23 protein-coding genes and 1 pseudogene are annotated in these 18,266 nt (G+C 44.4%); 8 read left to right on the forward strand and 16 right to left on the reverse strand.

The annotated features are described in order from the left end of the window. Nucleotides 1-9: 9 nt before the first annotated feature. Nucleotides 10-498, reverse strand: coding sequence for an HXXEE domain-containing protein (locus RQP50_RS22005; protein WP_174810179.1), 489 nt, complete (start codon nt 496-498; stop codon nt 10-12). A gap of 65 nt (nt 499-563) precedes the next feature. Beyond that, complete coding sequence (locus tag RQP50_RS22010; protein ID WP_315746762.1) at nt 564-1,154, reverse strand: TetR/AcrR family transcriptional regulator; 591 nt, start codon at nt 1,152-1,154, stop codon at nt 564-566. Nucleotides 1,155-1,457: 303 nt separating this feature from the next. Between RQP50_RS22010 and RQP50_RS22015 the strand changes: the two genes are divergently transcribed. After that, nucleotides 1,458-1,688 (forward strand): hypothetical protein, encoded by a 231-nt coding sequence (locus RQP50_RS22015; protein WP_315746763.1) that lies wholly within the window; start codon nt 1,458-1,460, stop codon nt 1,686-1,688. Nucleotides 1,689-1,774: 86 nt separating this feature from the next. Here the strand turns inward: RQP50_RS22015 and RQP50_RS22020 are convergent, their stop codons facing one another. Genes RQP50_RS22020 through RQP50_RS22030 form a run of 3 tightly spaced genes read right to left on the reverse strand, consistent with a single transcriptional unit; the run spans nt 1,775 to nt 3,493 of the window. Continuing rightward, nucleotides 1,775-2,164: a nuclear transport factor 2 family protein gene (locus RQP50_RS22020; protein ID WP_315746764.1), complete on the reverse strand. Its 390-nt coding sequence runs from the start codon at nt 2,162-2,164 to the stop codon at nt 1,775-1,777. Between the two features lie 36 nt (nt 2,165-2,200). Then, complete coding sequence (locus tag RQP50_RS22025; RefSeq protein WP_315746765.1) at nt 2,201-2,794, reverse strand: nitroreductase family protein; 594 nt, start codon at nt 2,792-2,794, stop codon at nt 2,201-2,203. Between the two features lie 48 nt (nt 2,795-2,842). Then, on the reverse strand, nt 2,843-3,493 hold the full coding sequence (locus RQP50_RS22030; protein ID WP_021253588.1) for a DsbA family oxidoreductase: 651 nt from the start codon (nt 3,491-3,493) through the stop codon (nt 2,843-2,845). A gap of 324 nt (nt 3,494-3,817) precedes the next feature. On the opposite strand from RQP50_RS22030, the gene RQP50_RS22035 reads away from it, so the two are divergent. From RQP50_RS22035 to RQP50_RS22055, 5 genes are read left to right on the forward strand one after another with little or no spacing between them, the layout of a single operon-like run. Then, nucleotides 3,818-4,180, forward strand: a complete 363-nt coding sequence (locus RQP50_RS22035; RefSeq protein WP_021253589.1) for a DUF2642 domain-containing protein — start codon at nt 3,818-3,820, stop codon at nt 4,178-4,180. Nucleotides 4,181-4,203: 23 nt separating this feature from the next. After that, nucleotides 4,204-4,395 carry a hypothetical protein gene (locus tag RQP50_RS22040; protein WP_021253590.1) on the forward strand — a complete coding sequence of 64 codons (192 nt, stop codon included), beginning with the start codon at nt 4,204-4,206 and terminating at the stop codon, nt 4,393-4,395. Nucleotides 4,396-4,431: 36 nt separating this feature from the next. After that, nucleotides 4,432-5,157, forward strand: a complete 726-nt coding sequence (locus RQP50_RS22045; protein WP_315746766.1) for a glycosyltransferase family 2 protein — start codon at nt 4,432-4,434, stop codon at nt 5,155-5,157. Further along, the gene (locus RQP50_RS22050; protein ID WP_315746767.1) at nt 5,147-6,307 is read left to right on the forward strand and encodes a glycosyltransferase; all 1,161 of its coding nucleotides are present in this window, start codon (nt 5,147-5,149) and stop codon (nt 6,305-6,307) included. The genes RQP50_RS22045 and RQP50_RS22050 overlap by 11 nt, the downstream gene beginning before the upstream one ends. Then, the gene (locus RQP50_RS22055; protein ID WP_315746768.1) at nt 6,304-7,365 is read left to right on the forward strand and encodes a polysaccharide pyruvyl transferase family protein; all 1,062 of its coding nucleotides are present in this window, start codon (nt 6,304-6,306) and stop codon (nt 7,363-7,365) included. Before RQP50_RS22050 ends, RQP50_RS22055 begins: the two co-directional genes overlap by 4 nt. An 85-nt stretch (nt 7,366-7,450) precedes the next feature. Here the strand turns inward: RQP50_RS22055 and RQP50_RS22060 are convergent, their stop codons facing one another. The 10 genes and pseudogenes from RQP50_RS22060 to RQP50_RS22105 form a co-directional block, all read right to left on the reverse strand. After that, complete coding sequence (locus RQP50_RS22060; protein ID WP_315746769.1) at nt 7,451-8,212, reverse strand: DUF4367 domain-containing protein; 762 nt, start codon at nt 8,210-8,212, stop codon at nt 7,451-7,453. Between the two features lie 222 nt (nt 8,213-8,434). Next, nucleotides 8,435-8,854, reverse strand: coding sequence for a VOC family protein (locus RQP50_RS22065; protein ID WP_315746770.1), 420 nt, complete (start codon nt 8,852-8,854; stop codon nt 8,435-8,437). A gap of 34 nt (nt 8,855-8,888) precedes the next feature. Continuing rightward, nucleotides 8,889-9,546: pseudogene (locus RQP50_RS22070) on the reverse strand (IS1595 family transposase); the annotation flags it as partial. Nucleotides 9,547-9,564: 18 nt separating this feature from the next. Further along, the gene (locus RQP50_RS22075) at nt 9,565-10,557 is read right to left on the reverse strand and encodes a DUF4367 domain-containing protein (protein ID WP_315746771.1); all 993 of its coding nucleotides are present in this window, start codon (nt 10,555-10,557) and stop codon (nt 9,565-9,567) included. Continuing rightward, entirely contained in the window at nt 10,518-11,099 is a 582-nt protein-coding gene (locus RQP50_RS22080; RefSeq protein WP_315746772.1) for an RNA polymerase sigma factor, read from the reverse strand. The genes RQP50_RS22075 and RQP50_RS22080 overlap by 40 nt, the downstream gene beginning before the upstream one ends. A gap of 135 nt (nt 11,100-11,234) precedes the next feature. Continuing rightward, on the reverse strand, nt 11,235-11,810 hold the full coding sequence (locus RQP50_RS22085; RefSeq protein WP_315746773.1) for a TetR/AcrR family transcriptional regulator: 576 nt from the start codon (nt 11,808-11,810) through the stop codon (nt 11,235-11,237). Between the two features lie 32 nt (nt 11,811-11,842). Continuing rightward, a complete protein-coding gene (locus RQP50_RS22090) occupies nt 11,843-13,042 on the reverse strand; it encodes a serine hydrolase domain-containing protein (RefSeq protein WP_072729981.1) in 1,200 nt (399 codons plus the stop codon). Between the two features lie 316 nt (nt 13,043-13,358). After that, entirely contained in the window at nt 13,359-14,177 is an 819-nt protein-coding gene (locus tag RQP50_RS22095) for an SPL family radical SAM protein (protein WP_072729980.1), read from the reverse strand. A gap of 50 nt (nt 14,178-14,227) precedes the next feature. Beyond that, on the reverse strand, nt 14,228-14,755 hold the full coding sequence (locus RQP50_RS22100) for a methylated-DNA--[protein]-cysteine S-methyltransferase (RefSeq protein WP_072729979.1): 528 nt from the start codon (nt 14,753-14,755) through the stop codon (nt 14,228-14,230). Beyond that, complete coding sequence (locus RQP50_RS22105; RefSeq protein ID WP_072730023.1) at nt 14,745-15,344, reverse strand: bifunctional transcriptional activator/DNA repair enzyme AdaA; 600 nt, start codon at nt 15,342-15,344, stop codon at nt 14,745-14,747. The genes RQP50_RS22100 and RQP50_RS22105 overlap by 11 nt, the downstream gene beginning before the upstream one ends. 212 nt (nt 15,345-15,556) lie before the next feature. Here RQP50_RS22105 and RQP50_RS22110 point away from each other — a divergent pair, with 212 nt between their 5' ends. Beyond that, complete coding sequence (locus RQP50_RS22110) at nt 15,557-16,471, forward strand: DNA-3-methyladenine glycosylase family protein (protein ID WP_315746774.1); 915 nt, start codon at nt 15,557-15,559, stop codon at nt 16,469-16,471. A 90-nt stretch (nt 16,472-16,561) separates the two neighbouring features. Here the strand turns inward: RQP50_RS22110 and RQP50_RS22115 are convergent, their stop codons facing one another. Then, entirely contained in the window at nt 16,562-16,825 is a 264-nt protein-coding gene (locus RQP50_RS22115; protein ID WP_315746775.1) for a CD3324 family protein, read from the reverse strand. A gap of 513 nt (nt 16,826-17,338) precedes the next feature. Between RQP50_RS22115 and RQP50_RS22120 the strand changes: the two genes are divergently transcribed. Then, on the forward strand, nt 17,339-18,265 hold the full coding sequence (locus RQP50_RS22120) for an ABC transporter permease (RefSeq protein WP_072729977.1): 927 nt from the start codon (nt 17,339-17,341) through the stop codon (nt 18,263-18,265). Nucleotide 18,266: the final 1 nt, after the last annotated feature.

The following is an 18,266-nucleotide window of genomic DNA, read 5'->3' on the forward strand; positions in this document are numbered from 1 at the left end:
TTAATAAGGTTAGTATGTAATCAGTTTCTTGCCTGCCTTGAAACTAAATGGAATGCTGGCCATTATGACAACACCAGCAATGATCGTACTGATAATAAGCTCACTTACTGAAATAACATTTGCAGTAAGCCCTGTCTTCATAATGAGGCTATCAATCGGAACGATGACCAATAGGCCCGTAAATAAACCTGGCGAATAGCAGCGTTCGATAATCGTCGATATCAAATGCGGGAAGATGATGTTAAAGATCATTCCACCCACATAGCCGAAATACGCATATTTGAACAATGCAACGTCTGGATAGATGATATATAGGGCTGTAATCAAATAAGCAAATCCGGTTACCCAAAATAAGCCAAACAAAAACTGATCCTGAGTAACGGCTTTATGCATCTTCACCTTCCCAGCTGCGGAAGATTGTCTGGTCAGCCATACCGCTTCTTCTAAGTTATGTATCGTAAATGCGAACAAAAACAAGATAATAATAGAACTATTCATATTGTATTCCTCCTTATTGGAACATTCAAGCAATACCAAGTATTCTTACAAAGAACATCTTATGTTTACTTCAACCCATTCAAGAGAAAATGAACGGTGCATTCAGCAATCTCGTCAACACTCTCTGCATTCTCTTCTTTGACTGTTGTCTCGAACAAGTCATCTAGCGCAGGTACATTTCGAGTGAAAATGAGTGCTCCTATGATAAAGTGCAGCGTCTGCTTCAAGGAAGTGAATTGGAAGCATCCCTTCGCTCTACCCGCCTCCAGTATGTCGCGAAGCTGCTTCCACAATGTATAGACATAGGCTTGCAATTTCTCCATACGCGGACTTTGCATAATGATCTCCTGCTGCAGCAAGTTAATGAGCTCAGGCTCTGTCTGACGCAGGCGAACAAATTCACGTATAAAATTCGCAAAGTCTGCCTCCGGATCTTGCAACGCATAGGTTGCCATTGCATAATTGGGAATCGACGACTCAAATAGCGCATAAAACACCTTTTCCTTGCCGCCAAAATGGTACGAGACAAGCGCAAGCGCTACTCCCGCCTCTTCGCAAATTTGCCTTACCGTTGTTCCTTCGAACCCATTGCGTGCAAACAGCTTCTTCGCCGCGCCAAGAATCTTTGCCTTCACGTCATTTGTGTCTTGAACCATCTTTGTTCTCCTCTCATGTTGTTATAGAAATAAGTTCTAGGTTGATATTGACACTAGCAGTGAACAAAAAATTGAACATTGAAATTGAGTATTGGAACTGCGAATATGCTGGCCCCATTTATTGAACATTTGTTTTGAACGATCGTTTTGAACAAGTGTTCAAATCTCTATATACCCATCCTACTCCTCTATAACAGCAGTGTCAACCCTAATATGTAATATGGAGTATCTAAGAATCTGAGCCTCGGAAATCGGACACGATAACGGTATATGCCAATTCAACAAATAGAAGGAGGTACTTCCGTGAGTGATGGTATCAGTATATGGGCACTCAAGAAAATGCCCCTGCAGCAAGTGATTCAATATATAACGCAGCATAGTTCGCCTGAATTTCAAGCGCGAATGATAAGTATGCAGGTAGCAGACTTTGAAGCTCTATCTCCTGAGCAAGCTGAGGATAGACTTCGTGATGCCATATCGGGAATGAGCGAGGAAAAGTATACGGATTATTTGCTGGAGTTAATTGACGAGTAATACCGGATGAAGCACAAGTGACGGCGCTTCAAACACAAAGAAGCATGCCCTCTATAACGAGAGACATGCTTCTTCTATTCATGATGCTAAGACATAGCCTGAACAACAACATGACTGTCAACGTATTGCTTGAATGCTGTAATTTTGCCATCATCAAGCTTCCATACATGTACGAAATCTGCACGAATGGATTTCCCTGTAGCCTTGTATGTTCCGGTATAAACGCCTTCTGTAATTACGATATTTTTCTTCGTAACCTCATGGAAGGTGTGCACAGTGGCGACAAAGCCGTCCCAGTCCGTTCCTAAGCGTTCAAAAACATTGCTCTTAATGCTAGCGGCTCCATGGAACGTGCCACCGTACGGATATCCTGCCGCTTCCGTCCATACCGTGCTGTCAGTTAATGCTGCAAGCAGAAATTCAGGCCCTTCATAGGTGCGGCGGATGATGTCTACATTTGCTTGCTGACTTTCCATATTCAGCCCCCCACTGTAACAATAGGATGCATAATCTTATTTATGGAACGTTACAACTTCTTCAAACGGCAGGAAGCTGCGCTCACCTGGTTGTTCATTCGGCTCACCGAATGGCATTTGCGCGATCAACGTCCACTCTTGCGGGATATCCCATGTACGCTTCACTTCTTCATCTACAATTGGGTTGTAGTGCTGAAGGGAAGCTCCGATACCCTCTGCTTCCAGTGCTGTCCATACTGCATATTGCAGCATTGCACTGCCTTGATGGGACCAGAACGGGAATTGCTCTTTATAGCTAGGAGCATTTTCTTGCATGCTCTGAATCGTTGCTTGGTTCTCGAAGAACAAGACTGTTCCTACACCGTCGCGGAAGCCTGCCAGTCTTTGAACGGTTGCATCAAAGTTCTCTGCCGGAACGCGAGCACGCAGCGTTTCTTTCACGATGTCCCAGAACTTCTCATGTTCACCGTCCAGCAATACGACCACACGGCCGCTTTGCATATTGAATGATGTTGGAGCATGCAAGGATGTTTTCAAAATTTCACGGATGCGATCTTCTGTAATCGCTGGATTTTTCGTTACTTTGCGAATGGAACGGCGGTTGATGATTGCGTCTTTGAATGTTGTCATTGAGGTTTCCTCCATTTATAAATAATGTGATTGATATACAAGAAAAACTTAGCAATTTCCATCGAGATCGCACTGCATACCTTCAATCGAGTCAAATGACTGCTTGGAAGCTGCGCGATCAATAGCTTGAGCCAAACGCTCCTTGCTAGCCAGACCTTGAATCACCTGATCACCGATAATGAATGTCGGTACAGCTGAGATGCGAGCCTCTTCATAAGCATGCTTGATCGCAGCTTGATGAGCTTCCCGATATGTGCGGGATTCAAGCGCCCCGCGGAACGCTGCTGCATCCAAGCCAAGCTCCTCTGCAACCTTCGTCAATACTTCAATCTCCCCGATATTCTGCTCTTCTTGGAAAAAGGCTGTAAACACGCGCTGAATATATTCGTTGCCCTTCCCTTGTTCCTTCGCATATTGATACCCTTCAAATGCCAGGTTGGTATATGGATGAGGAGATACATGCGGCAGACGCATATCGATGCCGAGCTTCTCTGCTGTTGGCTTAATAAATGCATCCCACGATGCAAGCTTATCAGGTTCATTCCATGGATCGATCTTCGGATATGGTTCGGGACGAAGCTCGAATGGCATCCATTCCACTTCAACGTCCTTCTCCTTTACGATTTCATCCAACGGGCCTTTGCCCAGAAAACAAAACGGACATACAAAATCAGAATAGGCTTTAATCTTCACAGTCATATTCAAGTCCTCGCCTTCCATATCTCAATATGATGTAACAACTGTAGTTACACCGATAACAAAAAAAATAATTCGTTCGATGTAACTATTATAGTTACAACCATAAAGAAAGTCAACTCTTCCTATTTATCTTCCTTCTCTATTTCGAAATAAAAGACAAAATTGTCTCTGAAAATGTTAATAAATTGAAACTTTACATGATAATTGCTTCCATACAAACAAACATTTTCATAGATTTCGTATATCTGCTCAATCAAATCAGCTTGGAAACGTATAAAATGTATCATATTTTATCGAAAAATGAAGAAATCAGGTGAGACGCTTATGTGGTTCAGAGCAAATGAGAAAGAGCTGCAAGCACTGCTCGAAGGAATTAGCAATATTGTCAAACAAGCAGTGCATGATTCACTGCTTAGCAATCCAAATGAGGATAATCCCATCATCAAAAGACTCAAAGTTGAAGTCAAACAGGAAATGGAAAAACTGAACACGCCACATCCTCCCTCCTCTCCACTTCAGGAAATGATTGAGAGGTATGTGAATCGGAATGTGTCCATAAATACACCGGCTGGAATCGTAGAAGGGATAATCACAGAAGTCGGAAACGATTATGTCGAAATTATGGAGTCTGAAGATTTGGTCGTTATTGTGCAGCTGGCCAATGCGATTTCTCTGCAAGCTGGTTAATCTCATGAGAGGAGGTGATGACCATGATGGACAAGCTTAGACCCCTAATCGGTTCTAATCTGCAAGTTGCTACTTCGCTGGAGACTACAACCGGTACGCTCATTTCTGTCGATGATACCAAGCTAACGCTGCGCACATCAAGCATATCTGGGTATGAGAATGGCCAATATGCTGTTTTCCCATTAAAATCTATCTCTTACATTCGTATTATTTAATTTCATATTGAATTCTGATATTGGAGTGGTATAAATATGACTTATTCTCGAATTAAAGGACTTGTCAGTGTGGTAATTCCCAATTACAACCGTGCAGCTTATTTGCAGGAATGCCTGAACGGCATCCTACAGCAGACGTATACAAATTGGGAGATCATCCTGATTGATGATGGCTCGACCGATGATTCCATCCAACAGACACAAGCTTGGCTTCTCGATAATCGTATAAACTTACCCAATCATAATTCGATATTTACAATGGCACTTCCCCGGAATATCGGGTATGCAGGAGCAATGACAATTGGATTCTATATGGCCAAGGGAGAGTACATTGCAATTCAAGACTCCGACGATATCTCCCATTTGCAGCGGCTGGAAAAGCAAATCAACTATCTTGACGCTCATCAAAATATTGAATTGCTAGGCACAAACTATCACGTGTTCGAACATGACCCGAACGAGGTCGTTACAATCCCGAAGTGGCTTCGCTATGGAGAGCATATCCGTACAACCTATCGCAAGGGAGGGCATTGTGTATGTCATGGCACAATCATGATGCGCGGCGCTCTGTTCGATCGTATAGGCGGTCACACAAGACGTGTAAAAGGCGCGGAAGATTATGATTTTATTGCCCGTTCTCTGGATCCTAACCATTTGAATATTGAAAACATCCCTGACGTTCTCTATTACTACCGCAGTCACCCAAAACAACGCTCTCGAAAATATTTTTCAAAAAAGCAGGATCCAACGAATGAATCCTAATCGTATTCGTGTGATGATGGTGATGGACAGCTTAGCCGTCGGGGGTACAGAGACGCATGTGCTTAGCATTGTTAAAGCCCTTAAAAAGCGTGGAATTCACTCGATATACGCCGGCGCCAGCGGCAATATGTATGAGGCTTATGCACGAGCAGGATGTCAAATTCACGCTGTTGATTTATCGCCAGGAACACTTCTTCATTTGCAGAACCAAATGCTGCCCAAAATCATCTCCTCATTAAAGCAAATCATGAAAACCCAGAAAATCAACGTCGTTCACGTTCACCAGTCACCGTCTGGCCTATACGCCGCAATGGCGGCAAAAGAGCTAGGAATTCCCGTTGTATTTACCGCTCATGGCACTTATTATCCTGAGGATCAATTGACTAGTATGAATCAATATAGTGACGCTGTTATTAGTGTAAGCCATCCAGTGAAGCAATTCTTGGAGAGCATGAATATTCAATCCGAGCTAATCCCAAATGGAGTAAATCCAGACGAGTTCATCGAAGTGGATTCCTCCTCTTTACGGAGCCGTCTCGGTATATCGGATCATGCAGACACCATCGTGTACGCCAGCAGGTTGTCATGGGACAAGGCTTATGTATGCACAATGCTCATCTGGGCCGCGAGAAGACTGCGCTTGGAAGGACGTTCTCAACTGAATATCGTCATCGTCGGAGATGGGCATCAATATCACGAAATTCGCGAATTGTCCAAAAGCATCGAATCTGAAATTGGACAACCGTTCATTCACATGGTAGGAAGTCAGAAAAAGGTACGCGATTTTCTAAGTCTCGCCGATATAGTCGTCGGCACAGGGAGAGTAGCACTGGAGGCAATGGCCTGCGGCAAGCCGGTAATCGCTATCGGCAACCACGGGTACTTCGGGCTTGTCACGCCATCCACGTATGAACAGGCATGGAAGCAATATTTCGGTGACCATGCTTCCGTATGTAAGCCGTCCGAAGAATTGATCGCGAATGAACTGCGCGAGGCATTGGCTAATAAAGCATCCTTGCGCAAGACCGGGTTACAGGGCCTTAAGTGGACGTTAGAGCATTTCGATATTCACAAAATCGTGATTCAGTTGGAAGATCTCTATCGACATGTCATCCTGCAAGCCGGCCAAGAGGAGGTGCAACACAAATGAGGAAAATACTATATCTGGGGTGGATTGGCTACAATAATTTCGGGGATGAATGGATGTGGACCATGTTCCAGCACATGTCACAGGAATATTTGGAACCGACTAAGTACGAAATTATCCCCTCATTGCCTGGTGTTGATGTGAACGATATCTCCCCTTATGATACCGTAGTGCTTGGCGGAGGCTCACTTCTTATACCAGGGTATGTAGATATTATGTATAACGCTGCCAAGAAGAACAAAACAACAATTATCTGGGGCAGCGGGCATGATCGACTCAGTCGGCTGATGATCAATGATGACCGCTCCTTAAGCCCTGAACCTGCAGCTGATAGTGCCGAATATCGCACAATGCTGCAAGAGGTTATCAGCAATGCGGCATATTGCGGCATTCGAGGTCCATGGACTTACGAATACTTGTCCAACAACGGTGTACAAATGGATCGTGTATCCATTAGCGGGGATCCCGCCATGTTGGCCCCGCTCCCTACTTCAGACCATGCAGGTGTGAGACAAACTGGTGAACGCTGGATCGGTCTGAACTGGGGAACGTCTTATAATCGCATCTATGGACGCAATGAATCCGTTGTAGAAGATGAACTTGCCTATGCGGCACAGCGCTGGATTCGAGAGGGATACAAAATCTACATTTATGTAGTGTGGGGACCAGACCGTGAAGCTGCCAAACGTTTGCAGCAAAAAATCGGATTCCCAGACCATGTCGTATTCGATCAAGAGATTCATTCCCTTGACTCCTATTTAAAACTAGTACAAAGATTCGATTTCACTGTCAACCTGAAACTACACGCCAACGTATTGTCCGCTGCTGCTGGAATCCCATTCATCTGCTTAGGCTACCGATTCAAGTCGTATGACTTTGTCCATTCGATGAGTCTCCCATCTATTATCATACCAACTCATGCCGCTCACATGGAGACAGCATTAATAGAAACAGCAGACTACATTCAAGAAAATCGCGCGTCCCTCGTTAGTCATATGCAGGAGCTTCGAGAACGCGTGAAATTACAGCTTGTTACTCCTTTCGCAGACAAACTGCTGTAAAAGCAAGACGCAACATGTGCATGCAAGAAAGCCCTATGACATCGTCTAGGGCTTTCTTATATGTTCCTGAAATCAGGGGAAACCGTTAGTTTGCAGCATTCCAACTTTCTGCGATCTGAATAAGTTCTTCCTTCGTTAATGGGCTTTGCTTATTCGTAGAAATCCGATATTCAAGCTTCTTCTCTTTAACTTGCCACATCAGTACATTCGAATAAAGTGCATTGCTCCCTGTCGTATAAACCGCATCTAATCCATTTACCTTAACCTTCTCCAGTTTTCCGCCAACAGGAGCCGCGGGTGATTTTTCAATAGTCAGAGGCTGCATTCTAGTCACTGTCAAGAAAATGAAGTCCGAACCCTTCGCATACATGACTCCTGCCTCCCCGGCTTCCTTCCAGTTCAGCTTCTTCTGATACTCTTTTTTCCCTTTTGCTTCCTTTTTCATTTGGTCTACAAGCACCCGATATGCCTCGCTGGAAAAATCGGGGTATGGAGGAGTGATTTCGCTTTTGATAAACTTATAACCTTCAGGCAAGAAAGCTAGTTCCGTAAACTTTGGAGCTTTATACTGAACAACTTGTTTGAGAAACTCCTCGTAAGTTTCACTGGCTATCGTTTTGAATCGAAATGAAATGGAGTTATCTTTGCTTGTATAAGTAGCATAAAGCTCTCCATCCTTGATGGTAAGCTCTCCATTTTGCTTGGCTTCTGCTTTTTTCTGTGACTCCTTTTTCTTCGTGGACGCTCCGTTAGCTGCAGAAGCTTCCTTTGCCGTCACCACTTGACTTATACTCATTGACATCGCAAGAACGGCGCACATGGTAATTAGAAATGATTTTGATTTCATAATTTGTCCATCCCTTTCTTCTCATTATTTTTGAAGCATGTCGTGGAACCAAATGAACTAACTCACCTGAGTCTCATTATGTATAACACTTGGCACACGTAAAAAGGGACGGGAAAGATCAGTTTTTTTTAATGGCTATGTTAAATTCTAATGTTGATTTGTGAACATAAGAAAACCGCCTTTGCGAAAAGGCGGGTAATTGAGCTATCGTTCCCCGACAGCTTAAAAACCAGCAATCTGTAAATCGGGGTAGTTAGCAACATTAATAACATTCCCCGTAGGGTCTGTGACATTGAATTCTGGAAAGCGGTCAATATTCCAAGTATAGGTTATTTCGGTTACTTCTTCACCGGCCTCTACGAATCTTCGGTAACATTCAAAAACATTTGAAGTTTTTATACAAAGAACTGCATAGGGTCTTCCTTGTGACACAATTTGAATCGGTGTCGGTTGTTCTACTCGTTTTAAAAACAAGTAGGGTCCTGGTTCAAGCTTCAAATCTGATTCTTCTTCAGTTTTCCAGCAATGTGCAAACCCGAAATATTTCTCATACCATGCTACGGATTCATCAATATCTCTAGCAGGTAGTCTCACCTGAACTACTGTATGAACAAGTGTTTTTGTTTCTGTTGTGTCATTCATTTTCATGTCCTCCTTCAGAAAAAGTTATTAACACCTATTCATAAGCAGAAAGTCGAAGCTTTGAGTTCGTGTCGGTCACAGTAAACAGGCACGATTTGACCAACATATTTTCTTATTCGATGAGGTGTTCTCATATTCCTAGCTGTCTACATAACGGAACCAAGCCAAATAATGTTGTAGATATTTGGTTGCAACACCATTGAAGCGATCCATCCAATTCTTCAAGCGGCTGTGATAGCTATTTACGTTTTGGATATGGTACACGCCTTTGACACGTTGTTTTCCGTCGGACTTGAATCTGTAATGAGCCAAGCCCTTTGAATTCGCATAGGAGCTGAATGCCCGCCAAGAATCAGTGCAAAGCACGTTTGAGTCCGATAGATGACCGCCAATCTCCTCATCCAATTTCGTTGTCCGAATTCGACCACGCCCAAGAACGCCAGAGTAAGTCATTTTCTGACGGTCACGGGCAACGAGGACACACACTTGGTCCTTGCTTATGCCACGATATTTGGCTTTTCCCCCACGTTTTCGTGGCTTACGTTCGACAATATTCCGCTTGCTCTTTTCCGAGTACAGATAGTAGGTTTCGTCCATTTAACAATTTCTTGAAATGCTTCGGTCTGAATTTGCTTTAAAGCGGACAGAATCTTATGTCGCCAGTAAAACAAGGTGACATGTGTGACTTCACCGGCCGCTTTCAAGCATGACTATTTTCCTACCATACTTCTCGCAAGCTCAATAAACTCGGTTTTAGACAGTTTGCTTTCCGCTTCATCGTACAACATATAATAGGTATTTTCACCCTCCCGCATCCATTCCACTTGATGCTTGAAGCTGGCATTTTTCCCTTTTACATTTTCTTTGTACAGAACTTCCATCCCGTTCAACTTTACTTTCGAAACGGCAATTTCTGAAGTATTCTGTGATACCACCCGTGATTGAGTATGGTAAAACCCGATAAATTTTAGTTGATTTCCATCGTAATTAAAGTTCGCGCGTGAGCTGCCTACTTCTTTCCAAGAAAGTGGTTTAATAAACAACTTTTGATTTTTTCCTTCTTGTATTGCCTGTTTCGCTTCTTTCTCAAATTGTTCTGCTAATCCTTTTATTTCGTTAAATGGATATACACTCGGAAATACCCATCCTGACTCAAACTTTAGCCCAGTTGGAGCATTTGCTATATCGACGGCAGGCACTCCAGCTTTATCCTTGATTTCCTGCTGCAAACGATCATAATTGGTATGAACGATCGGATTATATTCAAAATTCACTCTATTCAATAAAGTCAAATGAGTAAACTGTTTATCTTCAACGTAAAAAGCAGCCCATTCCCCCGGCTTTAATTGTGCTTTCACCATTTCCCCATATTGCTCTAGTGTCTTATGTATGCGAATATCGCCTGGATTGTATTTCATTTCTTTCGTCTCAACAACAACATCCCCTTTGGAATTGATAATTTGAATAATTTTAGATGCCGCATATCCCGAGATAGAGGTTAACGTGACAATGATGGAGGCAAGAACAATGATCGTCTTTCTGCGCAATCTTGCTTTTGAACGATTCATGGATTTCCTAACTCTGTGTAAACTTGCAATGCGCCGCATAACGGGTTCGCGAATATCGATCTTCAGTTCAGTATCAAATTCTCGCTCATATCGTCTTATTTCTTCATCTTCGATAATAGATCTGATTCGCTCCATCGAACCCGCCCCCCTTCTTCAGTCATGAACTGCTGCAATTTGATTCTAGTACGTCCAAACCGTTTCTTCACTGTCTCCGTGCTTTTATTCAGAATCTCACCGATCTCTGCAAAAGACTTTTCCTCAAATACGCGAAGAACTAATAAGTTCCGTTCCTCCACGCTAAGTTGCTTCAATGCGGAATGAAGCGGCTCATCAAATAATGACTTCCCGACGGTGTCTTCAGCACTCTCCGTTGTCGACTCTTGTGTAAACCACCATTTGAATTTTTGTTGGATGTTGCGCTTGCGAATTAGATTGAGGCAATAATGGTAAGCAATCTTATATAGCCAAGAAGAGAACAATACATTTGGCTTATACAAGTGAATTTTCTCGTAGGCTCTCACGAAGATGTCCTGAACAGCATCTTCTGCTTCATGCTTGTTTCCTAGCAGACGTGAGCAGTATCGAAATAACGGGTTTTGGTAGGTATTAATGATATGGATATACTCTTCGATTTGGCCTGCCTGCACCCGTTCAACAAACCCTTCAACAGACTCCATTCCAACTTTCCCCTCCTTCCCTCACCTATACAACACTTAAACTCACACAAAAAGGACATTGCCTAATAAAAAAGTTGCACCGCCTTCTGATCAGCAGTACAACTTTGATGGTAATATTATGAAGCTGTGTTCCTGTTATTTGCGAAGCAGTCCCTCCGTCACACATTCAAGCAGCAGTTCCTTGACCTGATCGAACTTACCTCCAATTTCCTCTCTGTGCAATGACAGCAGCATAACCGAGCGCAGTAAACCGATAATGACTTCTGGGTCTTTATCAATAATGACCTGCTTCTCCTGCCATTGCTTAATCAGCTCGGCACCAGCTCGATTGTCAGCTTGAATATGTTCTTCCAACTTATCTTTAGGCAATTTTCTGATCAGCAATTCGTATTCGTCTCGTTGTTGAACTCGTTTCAGGAACGGATTTGTCTCCAGCATCTCAAATGACAAGTCGAACAGGCCCTTCAGCAGTTCCTTCGGAGATCGTTCACTGTTCAGCATTTCTCGAATTTTCTGATCCTTAAACGATTCTTCTGCTTGCATGATGGTATAATACAGTTCTTCCTTCGACTGGAAAAAGGCATAAAATGATCCCTTCGCGATGCCGCATGCCTTTACAATTTCATCAACACTCGTTTTTTTCAGTCCATATTGAGTGAACAGTTCCTTGCCTGTGGACATTAGGCATGTACGAACCGCTTCTCTTTCCATCTCACTAAACTTCGGAATAATGACTCTCTCCTTTACTTCAGGCAGCGATATACCGCCTGGCGCACCGCATTCTCACGCGGATTATTGTCCATATACCCGCCTATCTCATTTAACCCGTAGGCATAACCCAGCTCATAGTCTGGGTCTGCATAGCAGAAGGAACCTCCGGCTCCCGGATGTCCGTATGCCCGGTGGCTGCTGCCGAACGTATGCCCTTCAATGGGCTTCCAGAATCCGACGGAATAAGCCAGCTTGGTCCGATTCACATGGTCATAAGTCCCTGATAATGGCAGCTCCGGTGGAGCCTCTAGCGTTCGAAGTACCGATTTGGACAACTTCAGCTTCTTGCCACCCGCAGCAAATTCACCATATATGGCAGCCATTGCGCGTACCTCGCCAATTCCATTGCCGGATGGAAATTCGATCGCCAGCATCTCACGACGGTTGAAGTTCTCATTCGCAACTAGCCGCTTCGGATCAACCATGCTCCGCGCTGTTAACGAGCGTGGGTTGAGGAAGCCGAGCAGCATGGAGAATGGAATCTCATGAATATGCTTTAATATCTGAGCTGGACTGTTAATTCCTCTTACCTGAGCGAGCCTTGCATTCGGTACTGATTTAGGCAATCCAATATAGAATTCCGCATCAAGCGAACTCGCAATCTCCTCGTGAAAAAAACGGCCCAAGCTTCTTCCTCTTGGGTCTACTCGGCGTATAAGCTCACCGATATACCACCCAACTGTCCAAGCATGGTAGCCCTGCTTCACGCCTGGTGTCCATTCCGGCCTTGCGTTCGCAAGCTTATTGGCGACTTGTGCAGTATCTAAATCTGCAAACTTCTCCAATTGTAATGTATCTACCGTGCACAGTCCAGCTTGATGCGACAACAGTTGCCTAACTGTGATGCGATCTTTGCCATGAACGGCGAATTCGGGCCAATAGGCACCGACTTGCTCATCATAATCGAGCAGCCCCCGAGATACCGCAAGTGCCCCTGCCAGAGCTGCAAAGCCCTTCGTGCTTGAAAATACCGGTACCATCGTATGCTCTTGCCATAATGTTCCGCTATAAGGATCTGATACTCCGCCCCATAAATCTACAACCTTCTTGCCCTGTATATATACAGCACATGCTGCACCCGTTTCTTTGCGCCTCGTAAAGTTCCGTACGAACTCTTCTTCCACTTCTTCAAATCCTGCTGCCACCCAACCTTGTACATGAACCTGTGTCATCTGCTTCACGCTCCTATGTATGCTAGCACTTCGTCAACAATTTATATGACTATTTTAGTGCAATTAGTCATATAAACAATAACGCATCTTACTCCATTTGTATATAGACAAAAAAATAGACAGCTATCAGAGTCGGCGAACTGCCCAACTTCCTACGCTGTCTATCCTTTTGTTCATCTGATATCCATAAGTCCAAACGTAAATGTTGTCTGTATTTGCTGGCATAACCGTCTTTACCGTTTTGCCAATCCAACCTTACTAGCTTTACTATCTTTAAAGCTTTCCTGTCCTTGCTGTCCGTCTGTATTATCGATGTCTATGTTGGGGCAAATCCCTTCCGGCTTATATGAAGTTGATCGGGAGCAAACACGCGGCTGAACCGATCATACACGAGCTGATATGCATCTGGCTCGTACCATTCCTGTAAACCGAGCTCCTCGTACAATCTGAATATTCCCAATTGTCTCGTTCTAGCTCCCCCGCTGCCATCACCCATAACGAAATCATCGATACATATTCGATTCGTCAGCCCTACCAGCTTCTGTGGAAACGATTCACTGCTTGGAAGAACAGGGGCAATCGTTGCCTGGGTCGGAACACCTGCCAGACGCAATTGTTCCAATGCTCTCAGTCTAGCTGCAATTGGCGGTGCTCCAGGCGAGAAATGCTTGCGAATCTCTTCCCTATCGGTCTCGACGGTCATACTTACGCGCACCTTGTCCTTCATCTGTTGCAGCAGATCGATATCCCGCTGAACAAGTGGGCTGCGTGTTTGTACCAATAGGAAATCAGGCTGCTCATCAGCCATAACCTCCAGCAGCGAGCGCGTTACCTGTTCCTTATATTCGATCGGCTGATAGGGATCAGTACTCGATGACATGAAGATGGTGACATTGCCCTTCGTCTTCGCTCTCCGCAGTTCTTTGCGCAGAACCTCTGCCGCCTGCTGTTTTATATCGATCCAGCTGCCCCATTCCGCCTTGCGGAACTTAGCCACTGGCATTTGTCGCACATAACAATAAGAGCAGGCGAATGAGCACCCGGTATATGGGTTCAGTGTATGGGAATAGTCGGCTAGGAATCCGGAACCTTTGTTCAGCAGCGTTTTCGGTGTAGTAAATTGCAAGTCAATCATTCGCCTCACTCCTCCCTTCGCCAGCGCTCAATCTTTATCAACCTTCTACGTCATGACTTGATCGCAGGCCGTTGTTCAACGTGCAGAAGACGCCTCTTCATCTCTAGACCGCCTCGATAACCAGTAATAGAGCCATCCTTCCCAATGACACGATGGCAGGGCACCGTAATCAGAATAGGATTCGCCCCGATAGCACTGCCAACGGCTCGCGCGGCCTTCGGTTTCTTAACCTGTTCCGCGATTTCGGAATAAGTTCGAGTTTCACCGTAGGGTATTGCACACAGTGCTTCCCATACTTCACATTGGAACCGAGTGCCTTGTATATCCAGCGGCACATCGAATTCCGTACGATGCCCTGTCAAATATTCCGCTACTTCCGTAACATATGGCTGCATACGTTCATCATCACGTACTAGACCAGCAGCAGGATAGTGCCGCTCAGCCCATTGACTAAGCTGTTCAAATGATTCATTCTGACCGCTAATATAACATAAACCGCGTTCAGAAGCAGCAATATGCAGATGCCATGCATTATGTTGCAACAATGCCCAATATATATTGAGGTTCTCAGTTCCCATGATTGTTCTCTCCTCCGCTTATCTCATCCTGATCGATATTCCATTCGCGCATCCGATAGGCTGCCGGTGTATGTCCGGTCATTTTTTTGAACAAGGTGATAAAATACGGGGTATTCGAAAGCCCTACTGTCTGTGCTATGTTCGCAACAGGATACTTGGAATGAATGAGTAGATGCTTGGCATGATGCATGCGCGTACGCTGAACATATTCCATCGGAGATACCCCCATTATCCGCTTAAATGTACGTTGTAAGTGATAAGGACTGCCGTGACAAAATTCAGCGAGTGCTTGAAGCGTCAATGACTCCGCGTAACGGCTGTGAATGCATTGAACGATCTGCTGGACCCATTCCTGATCCGGCATGCGCTCTCCTGATGGTTTGCACCGTTTGCACGGGCGAAATCCAGCCTTCTGTGCATGTTCCGCATTCTGAAATATACATATGTTCGCTCTAATTGGAGGTCTTGACTTGCATGAGGGTCTGCAGAAGATCCCTGTTGTCTTCACTGCATAGATGAAGTGGTGATCGTAGGATGAATCATTTCCTAAGATGGCCTGCCACTGTTCATCTGTCGCTATACCTAGCATGATGGTTTGCTTCCCCCCATCTTCAGACAAAACTGTGAACCGAATAGGTTCGTTCCTCTCTGGCATAGAACTTCACCTCCTCTTCCAGTATAACCTGATAGACGGGGCTATGTACGCGAATAGGAATGGAAACGCAATATTTCGAAATCCATGTGATTCGGAAGTATGATACAACTATAATAGGAGATATTTCTCGTGCAGGGAGGGATAACATGACGATGGAACACAAGGAAAATCGGACGCGGTTGGAGGTTCCTAAGGAATTCAATTTCAACGAGAATCTGAACTACTTATCTCGTACGACCAATGAATGTCTATATGAGATACAACAACACAAGGTATGTAAGGCAATTCCTCTTGAACATAGTTCGCCAATCGTAGAAATTAGCGCCAATGAAGATCAATCTCTGAACATTGTCTATCTTGGAAATACGGTTCCTCGTAATCCGGAGGAACATCGTGCTGTCGAACATTACGTTCGAGATTGGTTCGACCTAGACACTGACTTGGCACCCTTTTACGCTCTGGCCCAAAACGATCCCTTGCTTCAACATGCTGTCCAGTCATTCTCTGGATTGCGAATCATTGGCATCCCTGACCTATTTGAAGCGTTGAGCTGGGGAATTATTGGGCAACAGATTAATCTTGCGTTTGCGTATACGTTGAAGCGGAGACTAGTCGAACATTTTGGCAAGCCGATTACATGTGATGGGAACACCTACTGGATCTATCCTACTGCCCACGATATCGCTTCTCTAACCGTCCAAGATCTGCAGCAATTGCGCATGACCGAACGAAAATGCGAGTACCTGATCCATACTGCACAGCTAATTGCCGATAAGCGATTGTCAAAAGAAATGCTGCTCGCGGCCGGCGACTTCAAGCAAGCCGAACTGATGTTGACGCAAATACGTGGAATCGGACCATGGACGGCCAATTACGTACTCATGCGCTGCTTGCGAATGCCGTCTGCATTTCCGATTGATGATGTCGGACTTCATAATGCCATTCGCCATCGCCTCGGCTCCGACAGAAAGCCGACAAAGAGCGAATTGCGAGAGATGTCCGAGAAGTGGAGCGGCTGGGAAGCTTATGCGACATTTTACCTCTGGAGATATCTCTACTAATCCACAAACGATCTATACAGCGGCATGGATTATGGCATTAACACCAAATAGACCCGCCTTGCGTTCGAAGCAGGGCGGGTCTACCATTCCTTATTTCTTATATACAATTTTCTTGATGCTATCTGCAGATAGGCAATATTGTTCAGATAACTGATCAATCGATGCCCCTTCACGGAAATAGTGCCGAATCTTCTCATTTCTAACTTGGAGCTCTCTTCGAATCCCAGAGTTTTCGCCCCATTTTTTACGAGATCCTTGCGGTGCTGGAATGTATATGAATTCACCACAGACGTATTTCTGTATTTCTAATAGCAGATGTTCTGGCAAGCATTCATTCGCCTTCATATATTTCATGATCCCTTCGCTCCTTAAAAAATTGGTCTCTTTTAAGGGAGCAAAGCCTACATTATAAACGTATTTTCACCATGAAAGTCAAAATGAAAGTGAACGGTTAAGCGATGTAACTCCACACAAGCTACCGTTCATGTCCATAATATAGACTTTGCATGGAGTAGTTCTAAGTCGATACGCATGTATAACAAACGATCCCCTCATTTCGTTATCTAGTAAAGTTTGAATATAACCAATTGTACCAGTATATCCCTTTACAATCAATGGAATGGCATCGTTTCCCCCTTTCTTACCTCTAAAGTGTATGAGCTGATGAAATGAAATTTAAATTTTGAAATTTACATAGTATTACATTGACATTTCAAACCTTCTATCCTATTATTCATACTAATCCTATCAGATTTAATATTTAACAACCGGTTGATTACGATTTCGTTAGGAGATTTTATTTAATTTTAATTCCGATTTATTCAATGTGTATTATGTGATTTTAAATGAACAGGAGACAACAGAATAATGGCTGTGCTGAAACGCTTATTCGCCATGCTGGTCACACTATGGATCATTGTTACGCTGACCTTCGTGATCATGCACATGATCCCAGGTGATCCATTCGCTTCAGATTCGAAGACGCTGCCAGAGTCCGTATTGGATAACATGAGGGCAAGGTATAACCTGGATAAGCCTTTGCCTACACAGTACTTATTGTATTTGAAGAGTCTGCTCACCTTGGACTTAGGGCCATCGATCCAATCCAAGACAACGGATGTTAACACCTTGATAGCCCGCGGTTTTCTACCATCAGCGATTCTCGGCATTCAATCTATGCTGCTTGCAATCGTGGTCGGAATCGGATTAGGCACGGTTGCCGCCCTTCATCATAACCGCGCGCTGGATTTTGCAGCGATGATGATTGCGATGCTCGGTATCTCGATTCCCAGCTTCATCTTGGCACCATTGCTTATTAAGTACATGTCGGTGAAATGGGGGCTTCTACCCGTCGCTGCATGGGGAACTTGGAAGCATACGGTTCTTCCCTCACTCGCGCTTGCAGTTGCGCCGATCGCGATCATTGCCCGCTTCGTGCGAACGAGCATGTTGGAAGTACTGCAACAGGAATACATACATACAGCAGAAGCCAAGGGTCTGCCTACTTGGAAAATTGTGATTCGTCATGGATTGCGAAATTCCTTAATTCCTGTACTTTCCTTCATGGGCCCCCTGTTCGCATCCGTCCTCACAGGCACGTTTGTGGTGGAGAAGATCTTTGCGATCCCTGGTATCGGAAAATACTTCGTCGATAGTATTTTCAATCGGGACTATCCCGTCATTATGGGCACAACGATTTTTTACAGCGTCGTATTGGTCGTTACGTTATTTTTAATCGACATGTCTTACCGGATCGTTGATCCGCGAATTAAACTTGCTAGCAAAGGAGATTAGC

Origin of the sequence: Paenibacillus suaedae (assembly GCF_032337355.1) — a bacterium.
Taxonomy (GTDB): domain Bacteria; phylum Bacillota; class Bacilli; order Paenibacillales; family Paenibacillaceae; genus Paenibacillus_B; species Paenibacillus_B suaedae.

What these genes read in the sequence shown, in the direction of transcription:
- RQP50_RS22115 (WP_315746775.1), bottom strand. Translation starts at nt 16,825, where the DNA reads ATGAAATATATGAAGGCGAATGAATGCTTGCCAGAACATCTGCTATTA.
- RQP50_RS22110 (WP_315746774.1), top strand. Translation starts at nt 15,557, where the DNA reads ATGACGATGGAACACAAGGAAAATCGGACGCGGTTGGAGGTTCCTAAG.
- RQP50_RS22105 (WP_072730023.1), bottom strand. Translation starts at nt 15,344, where the DNA reads ATGCTAGGTATAGCGACAGATGAACAGTGGCAGGCCATCTTAGGAAAT.
- RQP50_RS22005 (WP_174810179.1), bottom strand. Translation starts at nt 498, where the DNA reads ATGAATAGTTCTATTATTATCTTGTTTTTGTTCGCATTTACGATACAT.
- RQP50_RS22010 (WP_315746762.1), bottom strand. Translation starts at nt 1,154, where the DNA reads ATGGTTCAAGACACAAATGACGTGAAGGCAAAGATTCTTGGCGCGGCG.
- RQP50_RS22050 (WP_315746767.1), top strand. Translation starts at nt 5,147, where the DNA reads ATGAATCCTAATCGTATTCGTGTGATGATGGTGATGGACAGCTTAGCC.
- RQP50_RS22040 (WP_021253590.1), top strand. Translation starts at nt 4,204, where the DNA reads ATGATGGACAAGCTTAGACCCCTAATCGGTTCTAATCTGCAAGTTGCT.
- RQP50_RS22120 (WP_072729977.1), top strand. Translation starts at nt 17,339, where the DNA reads ATGGCTGTGCTGAAACGCTTATTCGCCATGCTGGTCACACTATGGATC.
- RQP50_RS22045 (WP_315746766.1), top strand. Translation starts at nt 4,432, where the DNA reads ATGACTTATTCTCGAATTAAAGGACTTGTCAGTGTGGTAATTCCCAAT.
- RQP50_RS22055 (WP_315746768.1), top strand. Translation starts at nt 6,304, where the DNA reads ATGAGGAAAATACTATATCTGGGGTGGATTGGCTACAATAATTTCGGG.
- RQP50_RS22100 (WP_072729979.1), bottom strand. Translation starts at nt 14,755, where the DNA reads ATGGGAACTGAGAACCTCAATATATATTGGGCATTGTTGCAACATAAT.
- RQP50_RS22020 (WP_315746764.1), bottom strand. Translation starts at nt 2,164, where the DNA reads ATGGAAAGTCAGCAAGCAAATGTAGACATCATCCGCCGCACCTATGAA.
- RQP50_RS22090 (WP_072729981.1), bottom strand. Translation starts at nt 13,042, where the DNA reads ATGACACAGGTTCATGTACAAGGTTGGGTGGCAGCAGGATTTGAAGAA.
- RQP50_RS22035 (WP_021253589.1), top strand. Translation starts at nt 3,818, where the DNA reads ATGTGGTTCAGAGCAAATGAGAAAGAGCTGCAAGCACTGCTCGAAGGA.
- RQP50_RS22095 (WP_072729980.1), bottom strand. Translation starts at nt 14,177, where the DNA reads ATGATTGACTTGCAATTTACTACACCGAAAACGCTGCTGAACAAAGGT.
- RQP50_RS22030 (WP_021253588.1), bottom strand. Translation starts at nt 3,493, where the DNA reads ATGACTGTGAAGATTAAAGCCTATTCTGATTTTGTATGTCCGTTTTGT.
- RQP50_RS22085 (WP_315746773.1), bottom strand. Translation starts at nt 11,810, where the DNA reads ATGGAAAGAGAAGCGGTTCGTACATGCCTAATGTCCACAGGCAAGGAA.
- RQP50_RS22065 (WP_315746770.1), bottom strand. Translation starts at nt 8,854, where the DNA reads ATGAATGACACAACAGAAACAAAAACACTTGTTCATACAGTAGTTCAG.
- RQP50_RS22075 (WP_315746771.1), bottom strand. Translation starts at nt 10,557, where the DNA reads ATGGAGCGAATCAGATCTATTATCGAAGATGAAGAAATAAGACGATAT.
- RQP50_RS22025 (WP_315746765.1), bottom strand. Translation starts at nt 2,794, where the DNA reads ATGACAACATTCAAAGACGCAATCATCAACCGCCGTTCCATTCGCAAA.
- RQP50_RS22080 (WP_315746772.1), bottom strand. Translation starts at nt 11,099, where the DNA reads ATGGAGTCTGTTGAAGGGTTTGTTGAACGGGTGCAGGCAGGCCAAATC.
- RQP50_RS22060 (WP_315746769.1), bottom strand. Translation starts at nt 8,212, where the DNA reads ATGAAATCAAAATCATTTCTAATTACCATGTGCGCCGTTCTTGCGATG.